General features: G+C 62.4%; 27 protein-coding genes and 7 pseudogenes. 13 read left to right on the plus strand and 21 right to left on the minus strand.

Features of this window, described 5'->3' with window-relative positions; translation table 11 throughout:
* Positions 1–27: 27 nt before the first annotated feature.
* From A4G99_RS03430 to A4G99_RS26900, 9 genes and pseudogenes are all read right to left on the minus strand, one after another.
* Complete coding sequence (locus A4G99_RS03430; protein ID WP_394337438.1) at positions 28–1,704, minus strand: FtsX-like permease family protein; 1,677 nt, start codon at positions 1,702–1,704, stop codon at positions 28–30.
* Positions 1,705–2,147: 443 nt separating this feature from the next.
* Positions 2,148–3,050: an FtsX-like permease family protein gene (locus tag A4G99_RS25660; protein ID WP_190303680.1), complete on the minus strand. Its 903-nt coding sequence runs from the start codon at positions 3,048–3,050 to the stop codon at positions 2,148–2,150.
* A 3-nt stretch (positions 3,051–3,053) separates the two neighbouring features.
* Positions 3,054–3,293: a DUF1616 domain-containing protein gene (locus A4G99_RS28515; RefSeq protein ID WP_255359035.1), complete on the minus strand. Its 240-nt coding sequence runs from the start codon at positions 3,291–3,293 to the stop codon at positions 3,054–3,056.
* Complete coding sequence (locus A4G99_RS03435; RefSeq protein ID WP_255359036.1) at positions 3,290–4,018, minus strand: DUF1616 domain-containing protein; 729 nt, start codon at positions 4,016–4,018, stop codon at positions 3,290–3,292. Before A4G99_RS03435 ends, A4G99_RS28515 begins: the two co-directional genes overlap by 4 nt.
* 157 nt (positions 4,019–4,175) lie before the next feature.
* Complete coding sequence (locus A4G99_RS26890) at positions 4,176–4,766, minus strand: sensor histidine kinase KdpD (RefSeq protein WP_223301695.1); 591 nt, start codon at positions 4,764–4,766, stop codon at positions 4,176–4,178.
* Between the two features lie 23 nt (positions 4,767–4,789).
* Complete coding sequence (locus A4G99_RS26895) at positions 4,790–5,659, minus strand: PAS domain-containing protein (RefSeq protein WP_255359037.1); 870 nt, start codon at positions 5,657–5,659, stop codon at positions 4,790–4,792.
* Between the two features lie 30 nt (positions 5,660–5,689).
* A pseudogene (locus A4G99_RS29365) lies at positions 5,690–5,986 on the minus strand (PAS domain-containing protein); the annotation flags it as partial.
* A pseudogene (locus A4G99_RS28525) lies at positions 5,908–6,087 on the minus strand (hypothetical protein); the annotation flags it as partial. The pseudogenes A4G99_RS28525 and A4G99_RS29365, both read right to left, overlap by 79 nt.
* Positions 6,014–6,751, minus strand: a complete 738-nt coding sequence (locus A4G99_RS26900) for a response regulator (protein ID WP_255359038.1) — start codon at positions 6,749–6,751, stop codon at positions 6,014–6,016. The gene A4G99_RS26900 and the pseudogene A4G99_RS28525, both read right to left, overlap by 74 nt.
* Positions 6,752–6,889: 138 nt before the next feature.
* Between A4G99_RS26900 and A4G99_RS03445 the strand changes: the two genes are divergently transcribed.
* The 5 genes and pseudogenes from A4G99_RS03445 (at position 6,890) to A4G99_RS26905 (ending at position 10,542) form a co-directional block, all read left to right on the plus strand.
* Positions 6,890–7,513 (plus strand): phosphoribosyltransferase, encoded by a 624-nt coding sequence (locus A4G99_RS03445; protein WP_066139472.1) that lies wholly within the window; start codon positions 6,890–6,892, stop codon positions 7,511–7,513.
* A gap of 77 nt (positions 7,514–7,590) precedes the next feature.
* Positions 7,591–8,232 (plus strand): hypothetical protein, encoded by a 642-nt coding sequence (locus A4G99_RS03450; protein ID WP_150123029.1) that lies wholly within the window; start codon positions 7,591–7,593, stop codon positions 8,230–8,232.
* A 96-nt stretch (positions 8,233–8,328) separates the two neighbouring features.
* On the plus strand, positions 8,329–8,898 hold the full coding sequence (locus A4G99_RS03455; protein WP_066139477.1) for a type II toxin-antitoxin system death-on-curing family toxin: 570 nt from the start codon (positions 8,329–8,331) through the stop codon (positions 8,896–8,898).
* A gap of 28 nt (positions 8,899–8,926) precedes the next feature.
* Positions 8,927–9,124 (plus strand): hypothetical protein, encoded by a 198-nt coding sequence (locus A4G99_RS03460; RefSeq protein WP_066139480.1) that lies wholly within the window; start codon positions 8,927–8,929, stop codon positions 9,122–9,124.
* A 427-nt stretch (positions 9,125–9,551) separates the two neighbouring features.
* Positions 9,552–10,542 (plus strand): annotated as a pseudogene (locus tag A4G99_RS26905) (transcription initiation factor IIB family protein).
* On the opposite strand, the gene A4G99_RS03470 reads toward A4G99_RS26905, so the two are convergent.
* Positions 10,539–11,507 carry an iron transporter gene (locus A4G99_RS03470; RefSeq protein WP_223301696.1) on the minus strand — a complete coding sequence of 323 codons (969 nt, stop codon included), beginning with the start codon at positions 11,505–11,507 and terminating at the stop codon, positions 10,539–10,541. The pseudogene A4G99_RS26905 and the gene A4G99_RS03470 overlap by 4 nt on opposite strands.
* Before the next feature lie 218 nt (positions 11,508–11,725).
* On the opposite strand from A4G99_RS03470, the gene A4G99_RS03475 reads away from it, so the two are divergent.
* Complete coding sequence (locus tag A4G99_RS03475) at positions 11,726–12,100, plus strand: DUF6176 family protein (RefSeq protein ID WP_066139486.1); 375 nt, start codon at positions 11,726–11,728, stop codon at positions 12,098–12,100.
* A 5-nt stretch (positions 12,101–12,105) separates the two neighbouring features.
* Here the strand turns inward: A4G99_RS03475 and A4G99_RS03480 are convergent.
* The 3 genes and pseudogenes from A4G99_RS03480 to A4G99_RS03490 all read right to left on the minus strand — a co-directional run bounded on the left by A4G99_RS03480 (position 12,106) and on the right by A4G99_RS03490 (position 15,071).
* A pseudogene (locus tag A4G99_RS03480) lies at positions 12,106–13,367 on the minus strand (Tat pathway signal protein).
* Between the two features lie 302 nt (positions 13,368–13,669).
* Positions 13,670–14,560 carry an integrase gene (locus A4G99_RS03485; RefSeq protein WP_223301697.1) on the minus strand — a complete coding sequence of 297 codons (891 nt, stop codon included), beginning with the start codon at positions 14,558–14,560 and terminating at the stop codon, positions 13,670–13,672.
* 184 nt (positions 14,561–14,744) lie between these two features.
* On the minus strand, positions 14,745–15,071 hold the full coding sequence (locus A4G99_RS03490; RefSeq protein ID WP_066139490.1) for a HalOD1 output domain-containing protein: 327 nt from the start codon (positions 15,069–15,071) through the stop codon (positions 14,745–14,747).
* 289 nt (positions 15,072–15,360) lie between these two features.
* Between A4G99_RS03490 and A4G99_RS03495 the strand changes: the two genes are divergently transcribed.
* Positions 15,361–15,588 carry a hypothetical protein gene (locus A4G99_RS03495; protein WP_066139493.1) on the plus strand — a complete coding sequence of 76 codons (228 nt, stop codon included), beginning with the start codon at positions 15,361–15,363 and terminating at the stop codon, positions 15,586–15,588.
* A gap of 97 nt (positions 15,589–15,685) precedes the next feature.
* Positions 15,686–16,054, plus strand: coding sequence for a DUF192 domain-containing protein (locus A4G99_RS03500; RefSeq protein ID WP_066139496.1), 369 nt, complete (start codon positions 15,686–15,688; stop codon positions 16,052–16,054).
* 503 nt (positions 16,055–16,557) lie between these two features.
* On the opposite strand, the gene A4G99_RS03505 is transcribed toward A4G99_RS03500, so the two are convergent.
* From A4G99_RS03505 to A4G99_RS03515, 3 genes are all read right to left on the minus strand, one after another.
* Positions 16,558–17,331 (minus strand): helix-turn-helix domain-containing protein, encoded by a 774-nt coding sequence (locus A4G99_RS03505; protein WP_223301698.1) that lies wholly within the window; start codon positions 17,329–17,331, stop codon positions 16,558–16,560.
* 118 nt (positions 17,332–17,449) lie between these two features.
* Entirely contained in the window at positions 17,450–18,139 is a 690-nt protein-coding gene (locus A4G99_RS03510) for a hypothetical protein (protein WP_066139502.1), read from the minus strand.
* Between the two features lies 1 nt (position 18,140).
* Positions 18,141–18,551, minus strand: coding sequence for a DUF4870 domain-containing protein (locus A4G99_RS03515; protein ID WP_066139522.1), 411 nt, complete (start codon positions 18,549–18,551; stop codon positions 18,141–18,143).
* A gap of 130 nt (positions 18,552–18,681) precedes the next feature.
* Between A4G99_RS03515 and A4G99_RS03520 the strand changes: the two genes are divergently transcribed.
* Positions 18,682–19,461 (plus strand): winged helix-turn-helix domain-containing protein, encoded by a 780-nt coding sequence (locus A4G99_RS03520; RefSeq protein ID WP_066139505.1) that lies wholly within the window; start codon positions 18,682–18,684, stop codon positions 19,459–19,461.
* An 18-nt stretch (positions 19,462–19,479) separates the two neighbouring features.
* Here A4G99_RS03520 and A4G99_RS03525 read toward each other — a convergent pair whose 3' ends face one another.
* The 4 genes and pseudogenes from A4G99_RS03525 to A4G99_RS29735 form a co-directional block, all read right to left on the minus strand.
* Positions 19,480–20,508 (minus strand): NAD(P)/FAD-dependent oxidoreductase, encoded by a 1,029-nt coding sequence (locus A4G99_RS03525; protein WP_066139507.1) that lies wholly within the window; start codon positions 20,506–20,508, stop codon positions 19,480–19,482.
* Position 20,509: 1 nt separating this feature from the next.
* A complete protein-coding gene (locus A4G99_RS25675; protein ID WP_190303681.1) occupies positions 20,510–20,662 on the minus strand; it encodes a hypothetical protein in 153 nt (50 codons plus the stop codon).
* Between the two features lie 115 nt (positions 20,663–20,777).
* Positions 20,778–20,966, minus strand: a pseudogene (locus tag A4G99_RS26910) (putative immunity protein); the annotation flags it as partial.
* Positions 20,967–21,116: 150 nt separating this feature from the next.
* A pseudogene (locus tag A4G99_RS29735) lies at positions 21,117–21,311 on the minus strand (hypothetical protein); the annotation flags it as partial.
* Positions 21,312–21,427: 116 nt separating this feature from the next.
* Here A4G99_RS29735 and A4G99_RS03530 point away from each other — a divergent pair.
* The 3 genes and pseudogenes from A4G99_RS03530 to A4G99_RS03540 all read left to right on the plus strand — a co-directional run bounded on the left by A4G99_RS03530 (position 21,428) and on the right by A4G99_RS03540 (position 24,324).
* Entirely contained in the window at positions 21,428–22,630 is a 1,203-nt protein-coding gene (locus tag A4G99_RS03530) for a CaiB/BaiF CoA-transferase family protein (protein WP_066139510.1), read from the plus strand.
* A gap of 170 nt (positions 22,631–22,800) precedes the next feature.
* Positions 22,801–23,941, plus strand: a pseudogene (locus tag A4G99_RS03535) (thiolase C-terminal domain-containing protein).
* Positions 23,938–24,324, plus strand: coding sequence for a Zn-ribbon domain-containing OB-fold protein (locus A4G99_RS03540; protein ID WP_066139513.1), 387 nt, complete (start codon positions 23,938–23,940; stop codon positions 24,322–24,324). The pseudogene A4G99_RS03535 and the gene A4G99_RS03540 overlap by 4 nt, the downstream one beginning before the upstream one ends.
* Positions 24,325–24,385: 61 nt before the next feature.
* Here the strand turns inward: A4G99_RS03540 and A4G99_RS03545 are convergent, their stop codons facing one another.
* Positions 24,386–24,790 (minus strand): hypothetical protein, encoded by a 405-nt coding sequence (locus A4G99_RS03545; RefSeq protein WP_150123030.1) that lies wholly within the window; start codon positions 24,788–24,790, stop codon positions 24,386–24,388.
* Between the two features lie 112 nt (positions 24,791–24,902).
* On the opposite strand from A4G99_RS03545, the gene A4G99_RS03550 reads away from it, so the two are divergent.
* Positions 24,903–25,649, plus strand: a complete 747-nt coding sequence (locus A4G99_RS03550; protein ID WP_066139519.1) for a hypothetical protein — start codon at positions 24,903–24,905, stop codon at positions 25,647–25,649.
* Positions 25,650–25,892 lie beyond the last annotated feature (243 nt).

Here is a 25,892-nt window from a genome sequence, read left to right on the forward strand (position 1 = left end):
GACCCCCAGCGCGGTCACTCATTCGAATCACCGCCGAGTTCCGCGTTCGGGGTCGCCGTCGACCCGATAGCCCGAGAGGAGCGAATCCGGCGTCGTTCTGAGGAGCGCGAACGCGACGAGCAGCGCGCTGAGGCACATGACGCCGATCCCGCCCGCGACGACGCTCGCGGCGACCCGCGGGGTCAATAGCGGCGTGATTCGAACCCCGTAGAGCACCAGCAATCCCGCCTCGGCGAGCAGCGACACCGCCACCACGGCGACGACCAACGCGAGTATCGTCGCGACCGTCCCGACGGTGATCGCGTCGAGGAGGACGAGCGACAGGATTCGGAGCGGCGACGCGCCGGTCGCGCGATGGACGCCGACCACCTGCCGCCGCGAGTGGACCGTGTAGGCGACCGTCGCCGTGGTACTCCCGACGGTCATCACCCCCGCCAAGCAGACGAATACGCCGATGAGCAGGTTGAGGTCGCCGAACGCGGTCGTGATGGCTCGACTGATTCCCGTTCCGCCGCTCCGACCGCTGTTCGCCAACGCGCTGACGACCCTGTCGTCGCCGACGACGCGGTAGTTCGTCCGCGCGATGGTCCGCCCATCCACCGCCGCGGTGACGGCGTACGACCCCGGCGAGCGACGGTCGAGTTGCGGCGTGACGGTCCGTTGCTCGCCCGGACCCAGCGTCAGGTTTCGAGTGAATCGCTGACTTCCCGAGACCACCGCCACGCGCCGCGATATCGTCTCGTTCCACGGGTTGGAGACGGCCAGTCGCGCCGTCGGCCGCCCGAGGAGCGTCGGCCGGTCCGGTTGGACTTGCAGTCGCCCGACCGGCAACCGGGACGCGCTTCGTGAAACCCGAACGGTCGTCGTCGCGCTTCGGTCCCCGGCCGTGGCGCGAATCGTGGCGGGGCCGGAATCGCCGAGGTGGACCCGGACGGTACCGTTCGGTCCGGTTTTCATCCCCCCGCGCTTCCGCCGGAAACGGTCGCGTTCGTCACCGGGTTTCCACTCACGTCCACGACGCGCACGAGTGGATCGGTGTTCGGCGGTGCGCGGTCGGGAAGACCCCGAATTTCGATCGCGTCGCCGGAGACGACGCGAACCGTGCGGCGTTGTCCCGCGACGGAAATCCGTTCGGTGCCGAGTCGTCCCGCCGGAAGGCGGACGAGGACCTCTCGCTGTGCGCCGCCGTCGAGCGAGACGGTGGTCGTGCGGTTTCGGTCGCCGACGCGAACCGAAACTGCACGACTCGCCTGCGACGAGCCGATATTTTGCAGTTGCAGACGGATCGGAATCGAGGCGTTCTGCCGTACTTGCGCCGGTGCGGAGACGCCGACGACGGCGATACCGTCGCTGGCGTTTCCGTTGCTCGCCGACGTTCCGGTTCCTTCGAGTCGGGTCGCGGTTCGAACCATCTGCACGTTCCCCGGTCGGACGTTCGCCAGATGTCGCGCCGTCGGGAGCGAGACGAGCAGTTGGTCGGTCGTACGGCCCGGGTGCGGCGTACTCGCCGACGATTTTCACCCTGTCGAGGCCGGGCGTCGTGCTCCCGCCGAGCGTCACGGAATCGTTCGTGGAGAGGCCGAGCGTCCGCGCGAGGTCGGTTCCGACGACCGCCTCGTCCGGACCGTGCGGCCGACGCCCTCGAACGAGCGTGGCATCGGAGACGTTCGCGAACGACCCGAACCGGACGCCGCGGACGACCATCGGGTGGCCGTTGTGGACGTCGAGCGCGAGGATTTCGGGGCTGGCTTCCGTGCCACGACGGTCTATCGCAGCGGCGTACCCCGCCGGAACTCGACTGGCGATCGGATTGGAGACGCCGGGGTCCGTGACCGTCGATCCGCCGGGATGGACGAGGGGCGTGACGACGCCGGTTATCGACGCCACGAGGATGACGACGGTCGCGAACGCCGCAAGCGGGACGACGCTGGGGAGGAGCACCCGCCAATCGAGCAGCGACAGGGGTCGCGCTCGGGAGAGGAAGCCGCGGAGTCGCGCGTTCACCCCGTCGTTCGACGAACGACGCCGCGATGCGGACGGGACCGGCGAATCCCGGGTGACCTTCCACGCGGCGACGACGCCAGCAATCGCCCCGACAGCGACGGTGGCGGCGTACAGCGGCAGGAGGATCGTCACCGCGCGTGGCGTCACGCGAATCGCCAGCGAGGTCGGGACGCCCAGATAGATGGCCGCGTTGACGACGACGTCGTCGCGACGACGCCGACGGCGTAGCCGAGGGCGGTTCCGGCGGCGGTGATCGCTCCCGCTCGGAGACCGTACAGACGAACGATGCGTCGGGCCTCGCCGCCGGTCGCGCGGATGACGCGGATCGCTCGCCGTCTGTCCTCGGTGTGCATCCGCGTCACGCCGTAGACCGTGACCCCGACGAGGACGCTGGTTCCGGCGGCCGTGATGGCGAGGACGGTGAGCACCTGCCGAATCCCGGCGAGGAAGAACGGGAGCGCCGACCGGAGCGGGACGGTTCCCGAAACAGCGCCGCTCGCACCCCCCGACCCGGATGGTTCGACGACGAACGCGCCGGTTCGACCGAGGTCGGAGACGACCGATTCGTGTGCCACGTACCAGTACGGCGGGAGGACGGCGTTCTCGCTGTGTCGCGGGTGAACGCGGACCGTCTCGCCACCCTGCGACCCCTCGACGTGCCGCGTGGTTTCCGACGCGACGCGACCGCTACTCACCCCGGAATCCGGCGGACAGGGGACCGAATACTGGGTCCCTTGTCGGAATTTCGTCGCCTGACGACACGACACGCCGACGACGAACGTCGAAGTTCCGTCCGGTTTCGTCACCGACGCGACGGGGAGTACGAGCGCGTCACCATCGGCGTGGGTTCGGGCCGCCCCCACCGAATCGTAGTACGTCGCGTGGCCCCCGGCGTCGTACTCCTTCGCTATCGAAGTCGTTTGGGTACCCGCGGCGAGGACGACCAACGTGACTCCGGTGAGGAACGCCACGGTCACGATGACGACGAGGACCGCGAGCGCGTCCCGCCGCGTCCATCGCGTCAGCAGAAGGCGTCGATATCCCACGGGTTATCCTCGCGCTCCCTTGTTCGACGCATCTCCCGATCCGTTCGGCGGGGTGACCCAAAGGTGGGTCTCCTGTGCCGCGTTGTCCGCCGTCGGCGTCGCCGGTACCCGGTTTTCGTAGAGCAGGAAGGCGATTCGACGGTGGTTCCCGGTCACCGACGGCGGAACGGTGTACGAGGTTCGTTTCCGTTTGCCGTCGTTCAGCGTCACGTGAAATCTGGTGAGCGGTGTTCGCTCCGTCACCGTCGTCGGTCGTCCGCCGCGACCCGCTGGCGCTGGACGACGACCGTGTACCGGACGCGGTGATTCTCGTGGTTGTCGATGCCGACGAGGAGATTCCTGCTCCCGCCGTCCGCGGCGACCGTCTCGGACCCGTTCTTCGTGAGCAACGACATCGACGTGTACGACTCGGTGTGGCCGAGTCCGCCGAGCGCGACGCCGACGCTGACGACGGACGCGAGTATCAGGACGACCAGCACGACGTTCAGGGCACCGTCGAGTCGGGTTTCGGGCGCTCGAATTCCCGTCAGTCCGTCCCGGAAGCGGCGCGGCGCGATTCCGTCCCGCTCGGGGTCCACCGTCCGGCGACGAATCGCGGCGACGGCGGATGCGACGATTGTGAACGCACACGTGGAGAACAGCACCGGGACCGCTCGGATTCCCATGCCGCCGTAATCCAGCGCCAGCGCGAGCGCCGCGACGACGAGCACGCTCGTTCCGACGGCGAACGCGAACCGTTCGACACTGCCGAAACGTTCGTCGCCGGTCGTCGGTTCCGGAAACAGCGCTTCGATGGTCGCATAGCCGGGCAGAAAGAGGAGGAGCGGGAGCGTCACGACGAGTCGAATCGGCCCTGCACCGAGAAGCGGGACGAAGGGCGCGGCGGCGGCGACGACGGACAGCACGTCCACGAAAACGAGGTCGAGTGGAGGACGGAGGACTCGGCGTGGACCGGACGTGTCACTCATTCTACCGGGTTGACTACAGCCACCGTCAAGTAATCTTCTGAAAATCAGACATTTTTTCGTGCGGAGAGGGCAAATCGTTAGCCGGGACGTGGTCTGGTTCGACGTGATCGGGCGGCGAATTCGAACGGTCGTTACCCCGCACGTCGTGCTGTCCGTGTCACTCGTTCATCGGTTCGACGCCCGCGAACTCGAATCGTGCGCCCCCGTCGTCCGCCGCCACGAGCGAAACCTCCCACCCGTGCGCTTCGGCGATCTGTCGGACGATGGTCAACCCGAGGCCGGTTCCTGATTCGGCGGTGGAGTAACCCGACTCGAACACCGTTTTGCGCGCCGCTTGCGGGATTCCCGGTCCGTCGTCCTCGACGAAGAACCCGGCAGCAGCGTCGCCCGTCGCCGTTTTCTGCCGAAGACCGCCGTCCTCGACGACGCCGGTGAGTTCTCCGACGCGAATCGTCACGTCGGGCCGTCCGTGGTCGAGAGCGTTGCGGAACAGGTTTTCGAGCAACTGCTGGAGTCGACTCGCGTCGGCGTTGATGATCGAATTCCACGAGGAATCGAGCGTCGCGGGACCCGTTTCGACCGAGGCCCACGCGTTCGTGGCGACGGTCTCCCCCGAAATCGGTCTCGTCTCGTTCACCGTCCGTCCCTGCCGTGCCAACGTCAACACGTCCTTGACGATGTTGGCCATCCGTTCGTGAGCGCGTTCGACACGGGTGAGATGTTCCCGCTTCCCGGTCGAGCGGTACATATCGAGATAGCCCTGCGCGACGTTCAGGGGGTTTCGGACAGGTCGTGGGAGACCACGCTGGCGAACTCCTCCAGCCGCTCGTTTTGGCGCTCCAACTCCCGTTGGTGGGCCGTCCGCTCGTCCTCCCGTTCCGCCCTGTCGAGGGCCGCGGCGGTGTTCGCGGCCAGGAGTTGGGCGTGATACACGTCGAAATCGTCCAGTCGCTCCGCGGCGAAGGACATCACGCCGCGGGCACCGAGCGGAACGAGCGCTTCCGATTCGACATCGCCGTGGTGAAGCTTTCGAACGACCGTCTCGTTCGCTTCGAACGCGTCCGCTATCGCCTCCCGGTCGGCTTCCGGAACGGATTCCCCGTACGCCGCCCGGTGTTGTTCGGTTCGTGCGACCAATCGGACCGTCGAATCCTCGCAGTCCCAGATGGCGGTTACGGGAAGGTCGAGCACGTCCCGAGCCACGCGAACCGCGATTTCGCTCACCGCGGCGCTCGTCTCGGCCTGCATGAGGGTCCGGGTCGCGTTGTGAAGCGCTTCGAGCGTCGCCTCCCGGTTCTTCCGCTCGGTCACGTCACGGAGGTACACCGAGACCCCGTTCGAGGACGGATACACGTTCACCTCGAACCAGCTATCGAACGGCTCGAAGTGCTCCTCGAACGTCATCGGTTCCTGCACTCGCATGGCTTCGTGGTTGTCGTCGTAGAACCGTGTCTCGACGGCCTCGGGGAACACGTCCCAGACGACCTCGCCGATGATTTCCGGCGCGGTCCGGTTCATGATTTCCTCGGCCTGCTCGTTGACGTACGTGAACCGCCACTCCTCGTCGAACGCGAGGAAGGCGTCGGTCATCCGGGAGAGGATTTCGTCGCGTTCCTCCTTCATCCGGACCTGTTCGGTCACGTCACGGGAGTTCAGCACTAACCCCTTGACGGAAGTCGTATGGAGGTGGTTCTCGCCGGTCGTTTCGAGATAGCGCCACGACCCATCCGCGTGCCGGAAACGGTAGGTGAGGGTAGGGGTGACCTCGGGGTTCTCGATGGCGCGGAAAAACGTCTCCGCGGCGTGTACCTTGTCGTCGGGATGGATGTACTCGAAGGCGACGTCGCGACGAGTTCGTCCTGATCGTAGCCGAGTCGTTCGACGGCGGGGCTCTCGTACACGATGGTTCCTGTCTCGTCGAGGAGCGTGACGATATCCCGCGAATGGTCGATGAGCGCCTGCAACCAGCTTTCGGTCCGTTTGCGCTCGGTCACGTCACGAACCGAACCGATGGTCGCCGTCGTCCCGCGATACGTCGTCGCACGCACCGAGAAGTTCCCGTATCTGATCTCCCCGTCCTTCGTTCGGAACCGAGCGTCGTAGGTCGAAACCTCGTGCGTGCCGTTCATCCGATTCTCGGCGATGGCCCTGCACGCGGTCGTGGTCGTCCGGATGTAAGAGCGACCAAACGTCCATTCCGCGCAGTTCGTCGTCGGTGTAGCCGGTTATCTCGCAGGCCCGTTCGTTGACGAACGCGAACCGGTCGTCCTGATAGATGTACACCGCGTCGTGACTGCCCTCCACGACCGTCCGATAGCGCTCCTCGCTCTCCTGAAGCGCGCGTTCGGTCCGCGCCGAGTGAACCACACTTTCGATTCGATTGGCGAGGATGGCGTATCCGTCGGTCGAGATACCCTTCTGTAGGTAGTCGGTGACGCCCGCCGAAATCGCCCGACTCGCGATCGTTTCGCTCCCCGTGTCCGTAAAGAGGATGAACGGAAGGTCGGGAAACTCCTCGCGGACCGATTCGAGCAGGGAAAGGCCGGTCGTGTCGGGTATCTCGTACTCCGAGACGACGCAGTCGATCCCGCCCTCGCGGAGAATAGAAAGCGCGTCATCGCCGGACGACGCGGTTCGAAGTCGAAGCTGGTTCGACTTCCCTTCGAGGGACGTCGCCGCAAGGTCGAGCACGTCGGGGTCGTCGTCCACGTGAAGGACGGCGATAGGTGCCATCTCGCCCATGTCTCAATTTCGTTCGATAACTGGCGCATAGTGCCATAATGATTATGTTTACTGAGTTGAATTTCGACGCCGAATCGGAGCGGCACACAGGTTTATCCGCGTCAATCGCTTCCGTTCGAACGAGGGATCATGTTCGACGACAGAACGGATGCGGGGACGCTACTCGGCTCCCTCGTCGCACGTGAAGGGGTGGACGCGGACGTCGTGCTCGCCATTCCACGCGGTGGGCTCCCCATCGGCCGACCGGTCGCGGACGCGCTCGACATCCCGTTCGACGTCGTGGTGGCGAAGAAATTGGGGGCACCCGGAAACCCGGAACTGGCGATAGGGGCCGTCGGGGCGGACGGGAGCGTCTGGCTGAACGACGACCTCATCGATCAAATCGGCGTCGGCGAGACGTACCTCGAATCGGAACGGGAGCAAAAGAGCGAGGCGGCCCGCGAGAAGGAGCGTCAGTATCGAGGGGAGGGCCAAATTCCGGCGGTCGAAGGCAAACGCGTCCTCGTCGTGGACGACGGCGTGGCGACGGGCGCGACGACCATCGCGTGTCTCAGACAGGTGAAAAAGGCGGGGGCGAGTTACGTCGCCCTCGCCGTACCGGTCGGGTCGCCGAGTTCCATCGAGGGGTTGCGCGGCGAGGCCGACGACGTGTTCTGTCTGGAGACGCCGTTTCAGTTCGGCGCGGTCGGACAGTTCTACCGGGTGTTCGAACAGGTGCCGGATGAAGTGGCGAAGACGTATTTGGATGGATGAAGCGGTTCGAATACCGCAAACAGAGGTAATAAAGTAGACATATATTTATAATTAGAATATTCAATAACCCATGGAACATGCGTATCGGCGAATCCAGCCAGTCCAAGATCGGAGATCGTGGAAACAATCTCCGAGCTGGGAGGTTATTTGAAATATTGGAAGCGTTCACCATCGAGTTAGAGCAGCGAAACGGTGCCGACTACGCGAAGTCCATTCTAAAAGGGGACACACTCACTGGTACAAAAATCGGTCAGAAACCGGAACGTTTCGGCGAGAAACATCTGATCAAGCCGTGTCTGCGAGCACTCGGGTATGAGAAATACAGACCACAACCAACCGGAATACCGGGAATCGAACGGAAGGCACCGGACTTCCAATTAGAACCGGAGAGGAATGATTTCGTCATCATCGGCGAAATCAAGAAGCCGAACGAAATCCGTTCTGCTCGCAAGGAGTCGTTCGACTACCTCGATGACATCGAACGTCCAGCCGCTGGAATCGCAACCGACGGCTTTACGTGGATTTTGCATACGACACGGGGTAAAAATGGCCGTCCTCGATACCACCGACAACACGGTATGAATACGCCAAAAAAGCGGCTTCGACTCGAATATTTCTACGATGATAGCGACCGGAGGAGACGACGGAGAATACGCGAAGACCTTTCCTACCTCGTCGAGGAATTCGAGAAGCGAGCGCTGCTTGGTCACTTCAAATAGTAACTAATGTGGGATCAGGAAACCAAATTTCGTTGCCAGCTGTATCGAACTGGATACCATCAGTAATTAAGCTCACACAAACCACATCTAGGCAACATGAACGACGGCGAGAACGATTTCTGGTATCCTTCCGTGGAGGATATCAGGATACTCCATGACGAAATCGTGGAGGAGGACGAAGACTCAGAACCGGGTATCAAAGATCCGGATCGAATCAGTTCTGCCGTGGACTACATTCAGCATGGCCACTTTGGACAAGTACCCGAGACGATTCACGAGAAGGCGTTTCACTTGATGCGACTCATCACTGCGAACCATTGGTTCGTGGATGGAAATAAGCGGACAGCACTGAACACCGTCGAAATGTTCTATCTTTTTAACGGGTACGAATTAGATACCGATGACCATCTTCGATCGATTCTGAAGGAGTTTGCAATACGAGAGGACGATGTGGATCAAGATGAAGTGATCCGATATCTTATCGAAAGGACGGAAAATACACAGTTTGACTGGGACGAGATAACAGTAGGCCAATTCATAGCGACGATAATCATCGCCAAAGTCATAGAATCATACCGTGAAAATCCGGACGCGTATCAACCATTCATTGACAGGAAGCACACCTCGGAGGAGGCAGAGGACGAAGAAAGTGACCAGAACTGTTAACAGGATCGATAGCTGAATTTCAAGTATAATGGCAGCAGAAGGGAGCAACGGCAAAAACCTGATGGAGCAAACCCTGGACAAGATTCGCGAACGATACCGGGAAGACTACGGCGAAGAGCCACCGGAAAAACTGATCGAGGACGCCCGCCGTGAGATATTACGTCAAAAAGCGAAACAGACTCGCGACGAGCACCGCGACATCTACGACGCGCTCGCCAAAGAGTAAATTCCCGCATGTTGCCTTCAGAACGCCAGTAACTAGTTCAGTCCCCCGGATACCTGTTCGGATTCGATTTCGTCACTCCGATGTCTCCAATTGGGTCCGCGAACAGTCGTTGCCCGAAGTTCCGGCCAAAATACCGACTCGATCACTTCCCCGTACTGTTGCCATACCTACGACACAACCCCGTCCAAAATCGCATGACGCCGACCGACAATCTTTTGTTACTTTCGATTCAGAAACAGACAATCATGAAAGACCAAAACTGCGATTAACGCTCGGTATGGGCGTCATTAACGATGAATATGGATGAGTGATTACCGTACCATATTCCGAAACGCTTAAGTACGCTTCGTCCTAACTCCTGGTTAGGAACTAAGCTTCCGGGATTCTTTGGGTTTTCCCTACCGGGAGCCTCCGCCAACGCACCACCATGACTACAACCAAAATCCAACGCTACAGCGAGTCCGGTGTATCGACCCACGAACGGGAACACGAGGACGAGCAAGAACACGAACACGAGGAGGGAACCTGTCCCGAGTGTGGCGGAAACGTCGTCACCGACGAAGGTCACGGCGAAACCGTCTGTGCCGAATGTGGCCTCGTCGTCGAGGAGGATTCCGTCGACCGCGGTCCGGAATGGCGAGCATTCGACTCCAAGGAGAAGGACCAGAAGTCCCGCGTCGGCGCGCCGACGACGAAGATGATGCACGACAAGGGGCTCTCGACCAACATCGGGTGGCAGAACAAGGACGCCTACGGTAACACCCTCGGCGCCGCGCCAGCGCGAGAAGATGCAGCGGCTCCGAACGTGGAACGAGCGCTTCCGCACCCGCGACAGCAAGGAGCGCAACCTGAAGCAAGCGCTCGGCGAAATCGATCCGCATGGCGAGCGCGCTCGGCCTCCCGAAGAACGTACGAGACCGCGAGCGTCATCTACCGCCGCGCGCTCGACGACGACCTCCTGCCGGGGCGTTCCATCGAAGGCGTCGCGACCTCCGCGGTGTACGCGGCGGCGCGTCAGACCGGCGTCCCGCGCAGTCTGGACGAAGTCGCGGCCGTCAGCCGCATCGACGAGATGGAGTTCAAACGCACCTACCGCTACATCGTGCGCGAACTCGGTCTCGAAATCCAACCCGCCGACCCGCTGAGCTACGTCTCCCGGTTCGCGTCGGACCTCGACATCAGCGACGAATCCGAGCGACGGGCGAACGAGTTGCTCAAGACGGCGAAAGAACAGGGAGTCCACGAGCGGCAAATCGCCCGTCGGCCTCGCGGCCGCAGCCGTCTACGCTGGCTCCCTGCTCAGCAACGAGAAGGTAACGCAGTCGGAAGTGAGCGACGTCGCCAACGTGAGCGAAGTGACGATTCGGAATCGGTATCAGGAACTTCTCGAAGCGGGCCAGGATGGCATCGCGGCCTAAATCGAGAACTGCATTTTCGGCATTTTCAGAAACGCCGTTTCGTACCCCTCGTGACGTGAGATCGTGGGCGGCGAGTCCACTTTCACGGTGAGCGTGTCGCCCTTCTGAACGCTTTTCACGTCCGCACCGTAGTGAAACCCGATGTCGGGGTCGATGGTGGCGTTCAGTACGTCGTCGAACACCGTCTTACCGCCCCGTTTCAACGTCGCCGACAGCGACATCATCGGAATCGGATAGCGGCGATACGGCGTTCGCGGCGAGACGAGCAGGTACGTGTTGTCCGCCAGGTCGCTGTTCTCGTCGGTCGTGACGAGGAACTTCGCGTCGCCGCTGGAGTTCGCGCCGACGAACTCGCCGGGCAGGTCGGCCTTTTTCGGAACGTGGCTCATCGGCATGTCCATCTGCATCTGCTGAACGGCACCCTTCTGCCCTTTCTTGTTGTCGAGGCGCGTGAACGGAATCTTTTCTAGCGTGTCCTTGTCAAACGTGAACGACGTCGAGAGGGTCGCTCCCTTCCCGAACTGGCCTTCCAGTGCGCCCGTTCGGCGGACGTTCAGACCGCCGACTTTCACCTTCGCCGTGTACTTCCCCTCGCCATCGAGGCCCATATTGTCCCCGAAGTGAAAACCCATGTTCTGTGAGAGCATAGGCCACATCGTCCGGGTGGCGCTCCAGTCGTCCTTCGAGAGATCGATTTGAACGTTTCCGCTCGGGAGCACCGTCTTCGTCTTCGAGTCCCAGACCGACGCCATCAGGTGCAGGTCGTCGTCGTCCTTGATCGAGACCTTCTTCTCGTCCTGTGCCGTCCCGCCGCTCATCAGCCAGAAGCGGTGGGGATAGGAGTAGAACACGGCCGCCCGATACCGTCCGCTTTTCGCCATTCCGCCCATCTGCATGCCCTCCTTGTGCGTCGGGATGTACACCGCGTCCGGGCGGTTTTTGACCAACGGCGGCGCTTGTGGCATCACCTTCGTTTTGAACAGACCGGAACAACCCGCCAGCGATGTGGCACCGAGGAGACCGGTCGTCCGCAGAACGCTACGGCGTTCATCGGCTTGAAGTTACGACCCGCAGCGAAAAGGGGTTCTGGTACGGTAGTCGAAAAGGGTAGGGAGGTTTCGTACCGCTGAACCAAATCAGTTTCCAGACAAGTAGTATATTCGTGGAAGAATACCGTTCAACTATGACGGAGATATTCGTCAGGAAGCAAAAGATACACCCCGGCAAAACGAACCGTCTCAGGGAACTACTCGGTGCAATTATCTCCGAAGCGATGGAGGACGTGGAGGGGGTGCTCGAAATTTGGAACGCCGAAACGCTCCAGACGCTCTCGCTGTTTATCGAACACGGCGATAACACGGACTATCTAGTGTGGTACATCGAGGCGGAGGACATGGAAGCACTAATCGAAGCGCGAGAGACTTCGACCCACCGACTACACGACATCGAAGACGAGTTGATGGAAGCGACGCTCGAAAGTGCGGAGAGCGTCAACCATTTCGAACCGTTAGTACACGGCGTGAATCCGAACCGTTCGCGGGAATTCTACCTCGGATAGCGCTGTTACGGATTCGCCGTCGGGAGCGACCGCAGGGCACGCGGCGGAACGAGGAAGTTGCCGCGACGGGTCACCGTCATGTACTGCAGGATTCCGTTGTTGAGTCGCTCGCCGACCGAGGAGTTGCCGGAGAGGTCGTCGCGTTCATCTCCGTCCGTGTGTCGTTGAAGTCCTCGATGGAGCGCTGGATGGCGACGAAGTGGAGTCCCGCCTGTCCGCCGTCCGTCGAATCGAAGTCGCGGCGGAGGATGACCGGCGAGTCGTCATCTCTGGCACGCGCGGATTTCTGGGAGTGACCGACGATGCCGCGGGTTCGAGCGTGTTCTTTCACGTTGTCGATACACTCGTCGTCCATCTCGCTCGAATCGCCGAGGTTGTTGCCCACGCCTTCCACCTTGTTCTGTTCGGCGTGGACCGGACAGAACATCTTGCCGACGCGCTGGTCGCGGCTATCCTGTTCGTACCACTGGTCGAGGTGCAAGTTGATGTGGGAGACGTGTTTCGTGGTCCCGCCCTCGAACGGACCCTCCTGAATCGTCACGCGGTCCTCACTCGCCTGATTCTTCTTGAAGCCGGATTTGAAGCCCATGTACAGCGGTGCCTTCTCCGGAACCGGCTTCGAGTCCGGAATGCCGTTCACGTCCTGATTGTCGGCGGGGAGGCCGTGTCCGACGAAACCGGTCCGGCGGTCGGCCTTCTCGAACACGTCCGTGATACCGCTCACGTCCACGCCGTTCAGTTCGTCGCGGTTGCCGAGCAGCGCCTGCTCGGCGGCGAGCGCGATCTGGGCGTGATCGCTCTCGATCTGCACGACGGCGTCCTGTTCGTCCAGTTTCGGGGACTCGAACGACGCCAGCGCCTTCGGTTTCGGCAGCACGTCGTCCGCCCCGAACCGCTCGAAGTACGCGGGGGAGTAGCCGATGGAGAACAACAACCCGTCGTTACCGCGTTTGTAGGCGTGTTCGAGGCTCCGGAACGACTTCTCGACCGTCTCGCGTTCGGACTCGTTCGGCGTTCCGTCGCCGCTGTAGTTCAGAAAGAGGAGGATCTTGTGGCGAGCGGCGACGAAGTTCCCGTAGTCGTCGGTGGAGAGGAACTGGTTCCATGCGTGCTGGCGTTCCGGGAGTTTCGAGAGGTCGGACGGGCCTTTCGGCACGTCCGGCATTCCACCCCGGTCCACGCAGGCGGCCAGTGCGGCCGATCCGCCGATGGCGACGGCCGCTTTCATGAACTCGCGTCGGGGGATGCCTCGCGTCGAATCGCTCATCGTTCGACACTAGCGATTCCGTGAGAAAAGGGGTTCTGGTACGACCATCGAAAAGGGATGTCCGAGACGGGGAATATGGCAACCGGTGTCGGGATTCAGCGTTCGTCGAGCACGTCGTCCACCCGTTCGGCCGTCTCGCTGGCGCGGATGTTCGAATAGCTCTCGTGGGTCGTCGCGATGGACGCGTGGCGGAGCGCGGATTGGGCCAGTTCCGCGTGGCCTTCGCTGTACAGTTGGTGGCCCAGTCCACGCGCGCGCCGTGCGGTTTCAGGTATTCGCCGTCGATGTCGAGTCCGGCGGACTCACAGAGGCGTTTCATCAGGTTGCGCGCCCCGCGAGTCGAAATCGCCGGGAGGACGATTTCGTACTCCCGGCATCACGTCGTCGATGTCGTTCTCGTCGAGGATTCTCTCGACCGTTCCCTCGGAGAACTCCTCGCTCAACGATTCGCGGGCGGCGCGGTACTTCGACGGTGCGTGATCGGTCGGAAACACCGGAAACAGTGGTGTTGGAGGATCACACACACGGTGGTATCGCTCCAACGCGTCGGCCGCCTTCTTTGGGAGTTGGGCGAACTCGTACTCGCGCGATTTGCCGAAGACGCGAACCGCACCACCCTCGATGTCCACGTCCTTCCACGCGATACCGCTCCGTTTGTCGTCCGCCGGGTCGCGGAACACCTCCGCTCCGCGCACGCCGGAGAGGGCCAGCAGTCGGACGAGCGCGCGGTCGCGGTAGGCCCGTTCGCGCGACACGTCGGCCTCGCCGTCCAGCGCTTCCTCGACACGTCGGTCCATGAAGGCGAGAATCGCGTTCCTGTCGCGGGCCGACCAGAACTGTCGGTCGGCGTCGGCGGTGTCCTCGGGCAGTTCCGCCTGCGCCCGCGAGGCCGCGGCCGGGTTTCTGGAGATGAGTTCGTCCGCCTCACAGAAGCCCAGAAACGCCCGGACGTAGGCGTAGTAGGTGTGTGCCGTCGAGGACTTCAACTCGCCCTCCCGAACCTGTCGCTTGAGGTGACGGGCGTAGCGCCGACAGTCGATGACGGCCACGTTCTCGATGGCCGTAACCTCGCGCTCGCGGGCGAGCCAGTTCGCCCACGCGGTCAGCGCGGATTCGGCGTTGGCGCGGTAGTTCCCGGCTTCGATGCTGACGAGGTACGCTTCGATCGCGTCGCTCAGTGTCGTCCCTGTCATGCCAATCGTGGATCGAACGTTCCGGACAGTTGGTTTCCACACCGGGGACACGTCAGGTTCGATTCCGCATCGACGAAGCGTCCAACCGGGCCGAGATAGCCACAGGCCGGACATCGCCGTATCGGTAGCTGAATCATCGCAATACCGTCCCGTCGGTGCGGGAACGATAAAAACCTACGTCCCGTCAGTCGTCGCCGTCGTTCCCGTCGACCGGATGCACCGAGACGAAACCGTCGCTTCGGACGAAGACTCGATAGCCATCGATGGTAAAACTGACGTGGCCGCCGGTGCGTGCCGCCCCATCCGGACGAGGACGGAACAGTCCGTCCAACGCGTCCGGGTCGAACTGGTCGTACAACGGACCGATTTCGGTCGGATCGGCGTCCATCGCCTCGGCGAGGGCCGTCGTGACCGTCGTACTGAGCGGTTCCGCGTTCTGCCAATCGTGGCGCGTGTGGTACGTCGCTGTGATCGTTTCCGTCGGGCACGAATGATTTTCTGATTTACTCATTTTTGGAACTCCCCCCGTGGGATGCGGGCTCGTCTGTCTCACATACGCCCTGAAAAAACATAAATCATTGTCAGACAAAAGACCGGTGTCGGTCATACGGCGACGCGAGAAAAGGCAAGACGGGGGGAACTCGTGCGGAGAGTGACGGTGTCTTACGCTCCGCAGTCGGGCGTTTCGGGCTGAGGAGCTCGATTATGCGGGAGTTAGTAACGATCGAGAGATGGCTTAATAGCCGGTTAGACAGGATTACCCGGCCAATAGTATTCATCCCAACAGTGTATGCGATATTATGTCACGGGCAGGCGTTCTCGTCACGTTCAGTTATCAGTTCCTCGCGGAACCCATCCAACTCGTCAGTTTCTGGCTGTCGGTATCGCTGCCGTTGGTGTACCTCCCCATCCTCTTCCACGGGTTGAAAGACAGCCTGTTTCCGGTCTTCTTCGGTCTCCTCGTTCTGCACGGGTTGACGCTGTTTCTCGGGCACGGACACGGACATGGACACGGGCACCAAGGGTAGGAGGTGTGAGCCACTCCGGCCGATGTGGTTGAAAAGATAGACCGTCACGTCGCCACCGGATTGTAACGTTCAAAGCGAATCGTCTCGAAGCGGAACCATGCACGTCGTTCACCGACGGGATGGGGAGGAACGGACGCTCGTCGCACACGTCGAACCTGTGGATTCGCTTCGGTCGCGTGTCGAAGGGCTCGTTCGACTCGCCGTTCGTGACGACTACGGATTGGTGTTCGAGTTCGGTTCGGTCGGCGACCGTCGCGCTTCGACAGTGGCGACGCCGCTGGCGCTCGACGTGGTGTGGACGGAAAACGGGGAAGTGACGAACGTCGCTCGATTACCCCGCTGGACGGGGACGGCGCGTGGAACGGGAGATCGTGTGTTCGAGTTCTCGGGTGGTGTCGTGCGTAACGTCCGACCGGGTGACGAACTCGTGACGAGTCAGGCCCAGTCGTCGCGCTCGACGGAGTAACACCCACACTCGGGGCACACTTGGTACTCCACCGAGAAAGCGGTCTCACACCGTTTGCATTCGTACGGCCGATCCGGTTCCGTATCCGTACCGAGCCGTCGTAGCAATCCCATGGCTCGCGTTTCGGCGGTGAGCACCAAATAGTTCATCAGAGTGGAGTGAAAGTGAAAACAGCCACGAAGCGAACGAATACCGTCTCGGAAGGCCGAAGGCGGGTAACCGATGTCGGACGGTGTCTATGCGGATTCTCGCCGACCCCTCGAAGGGTACTCGACGTTACTGGTTCTCTCGTCCCTCTGTTCGTCCGAACCTCGGACAATCGGGTGCCGTGTCCGCGGAACGGGCGCAAGGGGCCGTCACGGGTTGGAAGACACGAGTCACGTGGAGACGGCACCATACCGTGTGTCAGGTCACTATGTGTCGTTTAGTTCCCTGCGTCCGTCCGCATCCCCATCGAACCACGGCAGTTAAAAGGAGATTTTGACCAGTTTCTCAAAACGGATTCAGTCGGCGTCGATGGCGTCCATCGTCGTTCCCACCGCGGCCGCGACGCTGTCCGGGAGCGTCGTGACCACCGCGTTGCCAGCACGTTCCCGCTCCACGAGGCCGTCGTCGGCGAGACGTTCCAAGTGATACGAGACGGTGCCGGGGGTCCGGTCGAGCGCGTCCGCGAGGTCGGAGACGCTCGCGGGACCGTCACGGGCGACCGTTTCGAGCAGGGTGGCAGTCGCCTCGTCCGAGAGCGAGGCGGCCAACGCGGGGTTGTCGTCGCCAGCGGGGTTCACCCGACGCTTTCCGCGGACGGTGGTCGTCTCGACCAACTTTTCCTCCTGCAGAATCCTGACGTGGTAGCGAACCGTCGAACGCGGAATGTCGGTTTCCTCGCTCAGTGCCGACAGGGAGAGTCCAGGTTCCTCGGCGACGGCAGCGTATATCGTGGCCCGCGTGGCGTTGTTGAGCGGGTTCGACCCGTCGTACCGACTGTAGCTCCCGACGGTTATCGAACCGGGTGCTTCGTCGATATCGGCGTACTCCATCGCCGACGCGGGTCCGTTCGGGATGGGGAAGCCGTGCGAACCGACGCCGAAGGGGTCATTGAGGGACGCTGCGTTCGAATGTCGCTGTGCTGGTGGTGTATGGTGTACCGGCGTGTCCGCTACCGGTTCGTCTGCTATTGGTGTGCTTGCCACCGCTGGGACGACGAACCCGAGAGGGACCGTCGCAACGAGGAGCAGGGCGGTGAACACCACGATTGTACGATGGCGAGGTCGGAACATGATTTACCTTTCTTCGTGGTCGTCTGAGATATGTTGTGGGAACCAGAGGAGTATCGTTCTTTTGGTGGGGTTCAGTGGAAAAAAGGTGAATGAAAACCGGAGCGCGTGCAAAAATGGGTTATTTTCGCTCGTAGGCGATTAGTTTCATTTCGCGAACTTTCGTTCCGTCCTCGTCGTAGATGACGCCGTACATGGCGGTCCCGTGATCGGGGGAGTAACACGCGTCGGTGAAGACGGAGCCGTTGATACGGATTTCGGCGTCGTAGCACGATATCCCCGCGATCGTCCGTTGTTTCGTTATCTCGTAGGTCATCGTCCCCTGTGAGGACGGGGACGTCCACGTGTTTCCGACGCGGAAGTCGTTACCGTAGATTCCGTTCGCCGAGGGCGAGAACATCGTCGTCATGAGGTACTGTCCGCCCGGCATGAACGCCAGTTGAACCAGGGCATCCTCGCGGGTGAACGTCGCCGTCTTCGACTGGGTCTCCCCTTGGTTCGTGAACGAACTCCGCATGGTGATGTTCTCGCCGTCTATCGACCGGATGTCCCAGACGAGTTTGCCGGTGCCGTCCTCCTCGTCGTACGTTTCGTACGTGTAGGTGCCCGAATGCTGGAACGCGAACGGGGTGAAGGCGTCGTCCTCCGACGCGTCCGGGGCGTCGTTCGAACCGTCGCCGTTCGAGTTATCGCCGGATCCCGACCCCGCCGACCCCGCATCGGGTGCGTTTCCGAGGTGACTCGAAATACCCGTACAACCGGCGAGAACGACGAGGGCCGCGACGGCCAGGGTGAGCGTGACTCGTCGCATTTTACGCGAGTCGGTCCGCCAGTGTTCCGAACACGGGGAGCGCGAACCGCTCGTTCGAGTACGCCTTGTACATCAGGAAGAGCCACGTCAGGAACGCCGCGAATCCCACCACGAGGTACGCCAGCGAGAACAACAGCGAGAGCAATCCACCCAGACGCGGGATGAACAGCAGGATCATCTGGACGATACTCATGCCGATGTAGATCACGAACATCCCGACGCCGAAGACAATGCTCTGGGCGGCGTGGAATCTGACGAATTTGTTGTCCCCTTCGATCAGGAAGAACAGGAGTCCAGTTATCGGACTGAGCAGATACGCGAGCGCCCCCGCGAGGTTCTCGTCGAGTCCACTGCCGGTTTCCGAGCCGGTCGATTCAGTAACGTCGGTCGTCGTTTTTGGTTCGACAGCCATGAACATAACTAGCAGTAGGAAATGATATAATTACGCAGTGGTATTTTCCCAGCTTACGGAACGAGGTCCGGAAAGCGAAACGTGTTTCGTGGTGTGAAACACTATACCATAGAAACACCATGGAGGAGACATGAGCGACAGTGGGAACTCGGATATCGTCATCACTGCCGTCAAGCGGGCGAACACCCTCCGTGCGCTGCGCGACGGACCGGTCGCACGCTCCGATCTACAGGACGAAATCGGCGTCTCACGGACGACGACCCACCGAATCACGCGGGAACTCACCGACAAGTCGCTCATCCGCCGCGTCGATGGCCTGTACGAACTCACCCCGTTGGGACAACTCGTCGCGGGCGAAGTCGAGCATCTACGGGACACCGTCGAGATAGGCTTGCAGTTGGAACCCCTGCTTCCGTCGCTCGACCGAACCGACATCGACGTGGAGTTGCTCGCGGATGCGACGATAACCGTCCAAGAACCCGGCGATCCGTACCGGCCGGTGCGCCGGTTCATCTCCCTCCTGCGCGAGTCGGAGACGCTTCGCGGGTTCGACACCACCACCATCGCGCCGATGTACGTGGACGAAATCCGCGAAAGCATCCTCGACGGCATGCGGACCGAAGTCATCTACCTCTCACCCGTCATCGATCAGCTACTGGACGATCACCACGAGGCGACCGTGAACGCCATCGAGAGCGGCCAACTCGAACTGTTCGTTCACGACGAGTTGCCGTTCGGCCTGGTCATGTTCGACGACCGCGTCGGCGTCGGCGGCTACGACGAAACCGGCATCCTCCGCGTCTTCGCCGACACGGACGACCCGGCGGTTCGAACGTGGGCCGACGACCTGTACGAAGCGTACCGCGAGGAAGCGATTCCGATCCAAGACCACGCCGACTGGACGGGCTGAGAGGTCGGTTGCCAGCGGTCAGTCGAGGATTTCCTCGGCCGCGTCGAGTCCGCTGCGGAGCGCGCGGTGAACCCGGCCCTCGCCGACGACCCAATCACCGGCGAAGAAGAGACCCGCCTCGTTCGCCCGCCGGAGTACCGCCTCGTCGACCCCGTCGTTCGGCTGTGCGTCCCGCCAGCGAACCACGTCGAACCAGTCCGGCGCGGCGAACGGGTGCTCGGAGAGGAGGTCGGCCGCGTACCCCGCGGCGGCCGTTGCGACGCCGAAATCGTCGTCGTCGTAGTGGTCCGCCGACCACTCGGGCGACAATTGGACGATCAACAGTTCCTCGCCCTCCGGGACGTGGCCCGGTTTACACGACTCGCGGGAGAGCCAACCGACCTCGTGTTCCTTGTCGTGTTCACCAGCGCGTACGTACGGCCGCTCGACTTCGAACGAGTAGTGGAGCGCGACGGAGAGGACGGGTCGGTAGGGAACGTGCCCGATGGCCTCACGGAGTTCCCGACGCAGGTCGTCGTCCCACTCCGCGAGGTCGAGCAGCGACGCCGTGACCGGCGCTGGCGGCGTGAGCACGAGCGCGTCCCACGGTCCGTACTCGTCGCCGTCCTCGTCCTCGACGTACCACGACTCGGCGTCGCTCGACTCGGCGCGCCGGAGGCCCGTAATCCGCGTGTCGGTGTGAACCGTCGCACCGCTCGCATCCGCCAGTCGCGTTCCGAGGGTTCGCAGTCCCGTTCTGTACGTCCATTTCGAGTCGTCCTCGTCGCGGCCCTCGGAAATCGCCTCGTCGGCGTCGAACGTCCACACCGGTCCCTCGGTTTCGACCAATCCCTCGTCGAGTTCCCGGACGAGTTCGGACACGCGTTCGTCGTCGCTCTTGACGTAGTTCGCGCCGACGTCGTAGACACAGCGATTCCGTTCGTGCGACGTCGCACGCCCACCGACGCGTTCGGTCCGCTCGAACAGGGTTACGTCGGCGTCGTCGCGCAGCGCGAACGCGACGCCCAACCCGGCCACACCGGCACCGACGACGGCCACGCGGGTCACGTTACGCGTCCTCGTCCGCGTTCTCGGTGTCGGTTTTCGCGTCCGACGATTCGTTTTCGGCTGATTCATCCTCGTCTTCGTCTTCGCCGTACTCGTCCGGGGCCGCCTCCTCCAGTTCCTCCTCGATGAACGTGTCGTCTCCCGGTATTGCCATAGTGCGATTCTTGGGTCGCGCGCGGGAAAGTGATTATGGCGCGATACCGAACGGGTAACGGAGTTGCACATTCGTCGTGGCGGGCACTCGAAGCGACGAGCCGTTGCGGATAAAGTCAGTCTTCGGCGAGCGTGACGACCGAGTGAAGCCGTTCCGGAAGGTGTTCGAACTGCCACTCACATTCGGCATCGCCAGCGGTGGTATCATCCGGGTTGGCGTCGATGACGACCTTGATTCCGTAGATGGCGGCTCCCTTGGCGTGACCGTCCACGTGCGGGGTCGCCACGGCGTGTCCGGCGGCACGGGCCGCTTCGCGGCAGGGGTTCCGTCGGCTTCTCGGGCCGCCGCGTGAGTATCACGGGAAATTTCTATCGCCTCGCCGACCGACACCTCGCCGCGCGTCCACGCCCGCGCCGCTTCGATGGCATTCCTGGGTCGGTCGTCGTCCGGGTGTTTGTCCTCGAAGTAGTGGTAGAACGTGCTCGGCGCAATCGGCGGCCCAGAGAGCGAGGGCCTCGTGTGTCCCTTCGTCGACGCTGTTGTATCCCTCCCACTCGGGTCCCATCTCCCAATCGGTTGGTAGAGCCATACTGCTCCCCGTAGGGTCGGAAATATAAAACACCCAACGATCATGGCACATTTGAACCATGATTCGAGTGTGGCACACGAGCGCGCCATGAGAAGACAGACGGATTGACAGTTCGAGTGTCTGAAACGGTCGGTGGTACCCCGAACGATTTACCCTCGCTTCTCCTTCGAACTCGTATGCAATTGGATGACATACTCATCCTCGACTGTTCCCGGCTTCTCCCGGGACCGTACGCGACGCAACTCCTCGCGGACCTCGGCGCGACGGTGATCAAGATAGAGGAACCGGAACGCGGCGATTACGCGCGGGAGATGGCTCCCATCGGGGAGAGCGGCCACGGCGAGATTTTCGAGGCGGTGAACCGGGGAAAGCGGAGCGTCTCGCTCGACCTGACGGACAAAGTCGCGCGGAAAGCGTTCTACGAACTGGTCGAGACGGCGGACGTCGTCTTCGAGACGTTCCGCCCCGGCGTCACCGAGCGACTGGGAATCGACTACGACACGCTCGTGGAGTACAACGAGGAATTGGTGTACGCCTCCCTCTCCGGGTTCGGGGGGACGGGACCGAACGCGGAGCGGGCGGGCCACGACCTGAACTACGCCGGGGAGACGGGGCTGTTGGACATGACGCGACCGGACGAGGAGTCGAAGCCGACCATCCCCGGCTATCCGATGGTGGACATGGCGAGCGGGCTGTTTTCGGCGTTCGGAATCGTGAGCGCGCTCCTCGGCCGGGAACGCGGCGGAGACGGTGCAAGTGGTGAGGACGGCGAAGGTGATGCGGGCGGGACGCACCTCGACATCGCCATGACCGATACCATGCTGTCGTTCGCGCAGGTGTTCGCCAGCGGGGCGTTCGCCGGGCGGACACCCCGACCGGGGAAGACGATGCTGACCGGCGAATTTCCCTGCTACGACGTTTATCGCACGGCGGACGACCGCTCCCTCACGGTCGCGGCGCTCGAACCGAAGTTCTGGCGCGCGCTCTGCGAGACTATCGAGCGTCCCGAATTGGTCGAAAAACACCTGAGCGACGACCCGGCGATCCGCGAAGCCGTTCGGGATACCCTCCAAGCCGTCTTCGAAACGCGGACGATGGACGAGTGGCTCGACGAGTTCGACGGCGTGGATACGGCCGTCGGCGGGGTCTACACCGTCACGGAGGCGTTCGACCGCGAGCAGACGAGGGCGCGCGGAATAGTCGTCGAGTCGGACGGTTCGCCGCCGCGAATCGGGTTCCCGATACACGATACGGATGCGGACGCGGACGGTTCGGCCGTTCCGACCCGACTGCCGGGCCACGGCGAGCACACGGCGAGCGTCCTCCGCGAGGCTGGCGTTTCCGACGGGACGATAGCGCGACTGACGCGGAACGATTGAGCGACCGATGTGGGAAAGAGGACGGATATGGTGGGATGAGTGGATGGTTACAGCGTGACGACGATTCAAGGTGACACGAGTCGTCAGCGCCGACGCCGTTCAGCGGAGGATTATTTATTGTTCCCGAAAAAATGAGGGTAGTGACACGAGCTGCCATCGTCGGTGGCGGGATGACCCGATTCGGCCCGCACGACCGACCGCTGGAGGAACTGTTTGCCGACGCCGCGTTCGTCGTCGATGGACGACGCGGGTATCGCTAGCGACGAAATCGACGCGTTCTATCTCGGCAACGCGCTGGGTGGGCAAACCGAATCCGACACCCACCTCGCACCGAAACTGGCGACCCACATCGGAATACAGGGAATACCCTGTCAGCGATTCGAGGACGCCTGTGCGACCTCATCGAACGCGTTCAAACACGCGGTACAGGCGGTCGAAAACGGGGTTCACGACGTCGCCCTCGTCGGCGGCGTCGAACGCTGTACGCCGGAGACCGGACTCGGAACCGGCGAGATGACCGCGATTTTCGCGGGAGCCTCACACCGCCAGTACGAGCAACCGACCGGACTGACGTTCCCCGGCGTGTTCGCCCTGCTCACGAAGCGGCACATGCACGAGTACGGAACGACCGAATCGCAGTTGGCGGAAGTCGCCGTGAAAAACCACTATCACGGCCAGTTCAACCCGAAGGCACACTTCGGCCGCGACACGGACGTCGAGTCGGTACTGGAGAGTCCCGTCGTCGCTGATCCGTTTCACCTGATGGACTGCTGTCCGTTCTCGGACGGCGCTTCGGCGGTCCTCGTCGTTTCCGACGACCTCGCCGAGAGTTTCGCCGGAGAACCGGTTTCGGTAACCGGCGTCGGCCACCGAACCGACGCGGTGCCGCTGGCGGACAAGGTTTCGCTCTCGGCCACTCAATCCGCCCGCGACGCCGCTGACGAGGCTTACGGCCAAGCGGAAATCGCCCCGGACGACATCGACGTGGCCGAAGTTCACGATTGCTTTACCGGCGCGGAAGTCCTCGCAACCGAGGCGCTCGGCCTCTTCGAGGACGGAACCGGCGGACAGGCGGCGGCGGAGGGCCGCACCTACATCGACGGCGAGATGCCCGTCAACCCGAGCGGCGGTCTGAAGGCGAAAGGCCACCCCATCGGCGCGACCGGAACGGCCCAACTCGTGGAATTGACCGAACAACTCCGCGGCGACGCGGACGACCGGCAAGTCGAGGGGGCGAAAACGGCGGTGGCGCACAACCTCGGCGGCGACGCCGCGACCACCGTCGTTACCGTACTGGAGGCGCGAACATGAGTTCGGAAGGCGACGACGTTCCGGCACTGACGTACGCCGACTGGCGGGCCTACCTCAAGGCCGGGGACCTCGTGGGACTCGAATGCGAGTCCTGCGGGAACGTCACGGCCACGCCGAAGCGGGCCTGCGTGGAGTGCGGCGACAGAAACCTCGACACCCACACCCTCCCGAACGTCGGCGTCGTCCACAGCGAGACGACGATAACCGTCCCGCCGGTCGGGTTCGAGGGACCGTATCAGGTCGCCGTCGTGGACCTCGGCGACACGAAAATCCTCGGCCGAATCGGCGGAGACGAGGAGGTCAACATCGGAACGACAGTCGAGTGTACCGACGCCGTCGAACTCGACGGGATGCCTGCGCCGATGTTCGAGCCGGTCGAATAGCGAAATATCGAAATAACGAAATGACGAAATAGCGAACTGCGAGATTCCAACATCCGGGTTCCTACGGCGCGTGGCCGGTGACGTTCTCGTAATCCGCTTCGATCTCTTGGCGTCCGAGGTGCGTGATTTTGTAGAACGTTTGGCGGCCGTCGGCACCCTCCGGCGCGCCGGTTCGGGCGACGAGACCCGTGGAGATCAACTCCCCGACGTGGTGGGTGAGGTCGAAACTCCCGTCGTCGATGGCCTCGGCGAGCGTTTTCCGCGAGACTTCCTCGCGTTCGTAGAGGAGAAACAGGATCGAATACCGCCGCGTATCGCCGAGGGCGGCCTTCCGCGCGACGTGATCCGCGAGCGTTCCAAGGCTGTCGTCGAACAGCCGTTGGTCCACGTACTCCTCGACGTTCCGCTCGTCGTCCGGGGTCGGTGTCGATTCGGCGGCCATGATGGGTACGTGTACGACGGCCAACTACATCAGCCTGCCGATTAGAAGGAAATTTTTCTTTGTTTCTGGATTACCATTCGCGGTGTCGATTAGTGCGTCGATAGCTATTTGATCGCCGTCTCGAAACCCCGAATAAATGTTCGACGGGGAGACGAACTTCCGGTACGACGGTCGGCCGATTGCGGATATTCTGTCGGATCAGGCACCGACGCCGCCGGATTTCGGCAGTCACAACGACTTCACCGTCTACGTGATGGGACCGTACACCGCGTTCAGTGCGGCCTACGCCTACGACGACGCCGACGATCTCCGGACGCCGTTCCAGGCCGACCCCCTGTTCGACCCCGAGCGACACGTCACGGCCGACGGCCGCGGGGACATGGAACTCGCACTCAGGGATTTCTGCGCGGAACTCCGCCAGCGCCACGACTGCCGAGCGTTCATCGCCACCGACATCGACATCCCGACCCACGAGCAGGCCGCCGAAACGGGCAAGGCCGGAATGGACCCGCTCGCCCAGTCGATCGCGTTCGCGGCCCACAGCGACGCCGTGCTCTTCCTGTTCACGCAGGGGGGACTCACGACCGGCGTCGGCACCGAAACCGGCGGGATTCTGGGGGAGTTTCATCTACGGCGCGGGAACCCGGCGACGACGCACAAGCCCGGTCAGCGGGTCGGCCTGTATCTGGACGAGTCGTTCGCCAGCGCGACCGTCGACGAACTGCCGTACGGCTACGACGTGCAGTACGACAGTTTCCGGACGAAACGGGACCTCCACGACAAGGTACGAAACTGGCTGGACAGTATCGACCGCGAAACCCGCGACACGGAGTTGCCAGTGTTCATCACGGACGATACGTACGCGCCGGAAGAGGAGAGATAGCGGATAAACGACGACTCCGACGACCCCACCCGCTGCGAAACGAGTTTTCCGAGAACGAGAGTGTGGCGACTACTGCGATGGAGACCTTGAAAATCTCCGGCCGTTTGCTACGACGTGACTTTTGCTGTTTTGCGATTGTGATTGCTGGAAAGCAGACCGCCCCGAAAGCCCCCGTCCGCTCGCGTTTACGTGGTCGTCTGCGCGAGCCACTATATCTCGTGGAGCGACCGCGAGCGGGCGGGG

The organism is Haladaptatus sp. R4, assembly GCF_001625445.1.
Taxonomy (GTDB): Archaea; Halobacteriota; Halobacteria; order Halobacteriales; family Haladaptataceae; genus Haladaptatus.

Bases quoted from the DNA above. Each gene is read 5' to 3' on its own strand.
- A4G99_RS03515 (WP_066139522.1), bottom strand. From the start codon at position 18,551: ATGGCTGTCGAACCAAAAACGACGACCGACGTTACTGAATCGACCGGC.
- A4G99_RS03430 (WP_394337438.1), bottom strand. From the start codon at position 1,704: ATGGTCGTCCGCGGCGTCCGGTTCGGGTCGTTCGCGAACGTCTCCGAT.
- A4G99_RS03485 (WP_223301697.1), bottom strand. From the start codon at position 14,560: ATGACAGGGACGACACTGAGCGACGCGATCGAAGCGTACCTCGTCAGC.
- A4G99_RS03445 (WP_066139472.1), top strand. From the start codon at position 6,890: ATGTTCGACGACAGAACGGATGCGGGGACGCTACTCGGCTCCCTCGTC.
- A4G99_RS03450 (WP_150123029.1), top strand. From the start codon at position 7,591: ATGCGTATCGGCGAATCCAGCCAGTCCAAGATCGGAGATCGTGGAAAC.
- A4G99_RS03470 (WP_223301696.1), bottom strand. From the start codon at position 11,507: ATGCCACAAGCGCCGCCGTTGGTCAAAAACCGCCCGGACGCGGTGTAC.
- A4G99_RS03490 (WP_066139490.1), bottom strand. From the start codon at position 15,071: ATGAGTAAATCAGAAAATCATTCGTGCCCGACGGAAACGATCACAGCG.
- A4G99_RS03460 (WP_066139480.1), top strand. From the start codon at position 8,927: ATGGCAGCAGAAGGGAGCAACGGCAAAAACCTGATGGAGCAAACCCTG.
- A4G99_RS03520 (WP_066139505.1), top strand. From the start codon at position 18,682: ATGAGCGACAGTGGGAACTCGGATATCGTCATCACTGCCGTCAAGCGG.
- A4G99_RS03530 (WP_066139510.1), top strand. From the start codon at position 21,428: ATGCAATTGGATGACATACTCATCCTCGACTGTTCCCGGCTTCTCCCG.
- A4G99_RS03510 (WP_066139502.1), bottom strand. From the start codon at position 18,139: ATGCGACGAGTCACGCTCACCCTGGCCGTCGCGGCCCTCGTCGTTCTC.
- A4G99_RS03475 (WP_066139486.1), top strand. From the start codon at position 11,726: ATGACGGAGATATTCGTCAGGAAGCAAAAGATACACCCCGGCAAAACG.
- A4G99_RS03505 (WP_223301698.1), bottom strand. From the start codon at position 17,331: ATGTTCCGACCTCGCCATCGTACAATCGTGGTGTTCACCGCCCTGCTC.
- A4G99_RS03500 (WP_066139496.1), top strand. From the start codon at position 15,686: ATGCACGTCGTTCACCGACGGGATGGGGAGGAACGGACGCTCGTCGCA.
- A4G99_RS03540 (WP_066139513.1), top strand. From the start codon at position 23,938: ATGAGTTCGGAAGGCGACGACGTTCCGGCACTGACGTACGCCGACTGG.
- A4G99_RS26890 (WP_223301695.1), bottom strand. From the start codon at position 4,766: ATGTACCGCTCGACCGGGAAGCGGGAACATCTCACCCGTGTCGAACGC.
- A4G99_RS25675 (WP_190303681.1), bottom strand. From the start codon at position 20,662: ATGGCAATACCGGGAGACGACACGTTCATCGAGGAGGAACTGGAGGAG.
- A4G99_RS03495 (WP_066139493.1), top strand. From the start codon at position 15,361: ATGTCACGGGCAGGCGTTCTCGTCACGTTCAGTTATCAGTTCCTCGCG.
- A4G99_RS03550 (WP_066139519.1), top strand. From the start codon at position 24,903: ATGTTCGACGGGGAGACGAACTTCCGGTACGACGGTCGGCCGATTGCG.
- A4G99_RS03435 (WP_255359036.1), bottom strand. From the start codon at position 4,018: ATGAGTGACACGTCCGGTCCACGCCGAGTCCTCCGTCCTCCACTCGAC.
- A4G99_RS03455 (WP_066139477.1), top strand. From the start codon at position 8,329: ATGAACGACGGCGAGAACGATTTCTGGTATCCTTCCGTGGAGGATATC.
- A4G99_RS26900 (WP_255359038.1), bottom strand. From the start codon at position 6,751: ATGGCACCTATCGCCGTCCTTCACGTGGACGACGACCCCGACGTGCTC.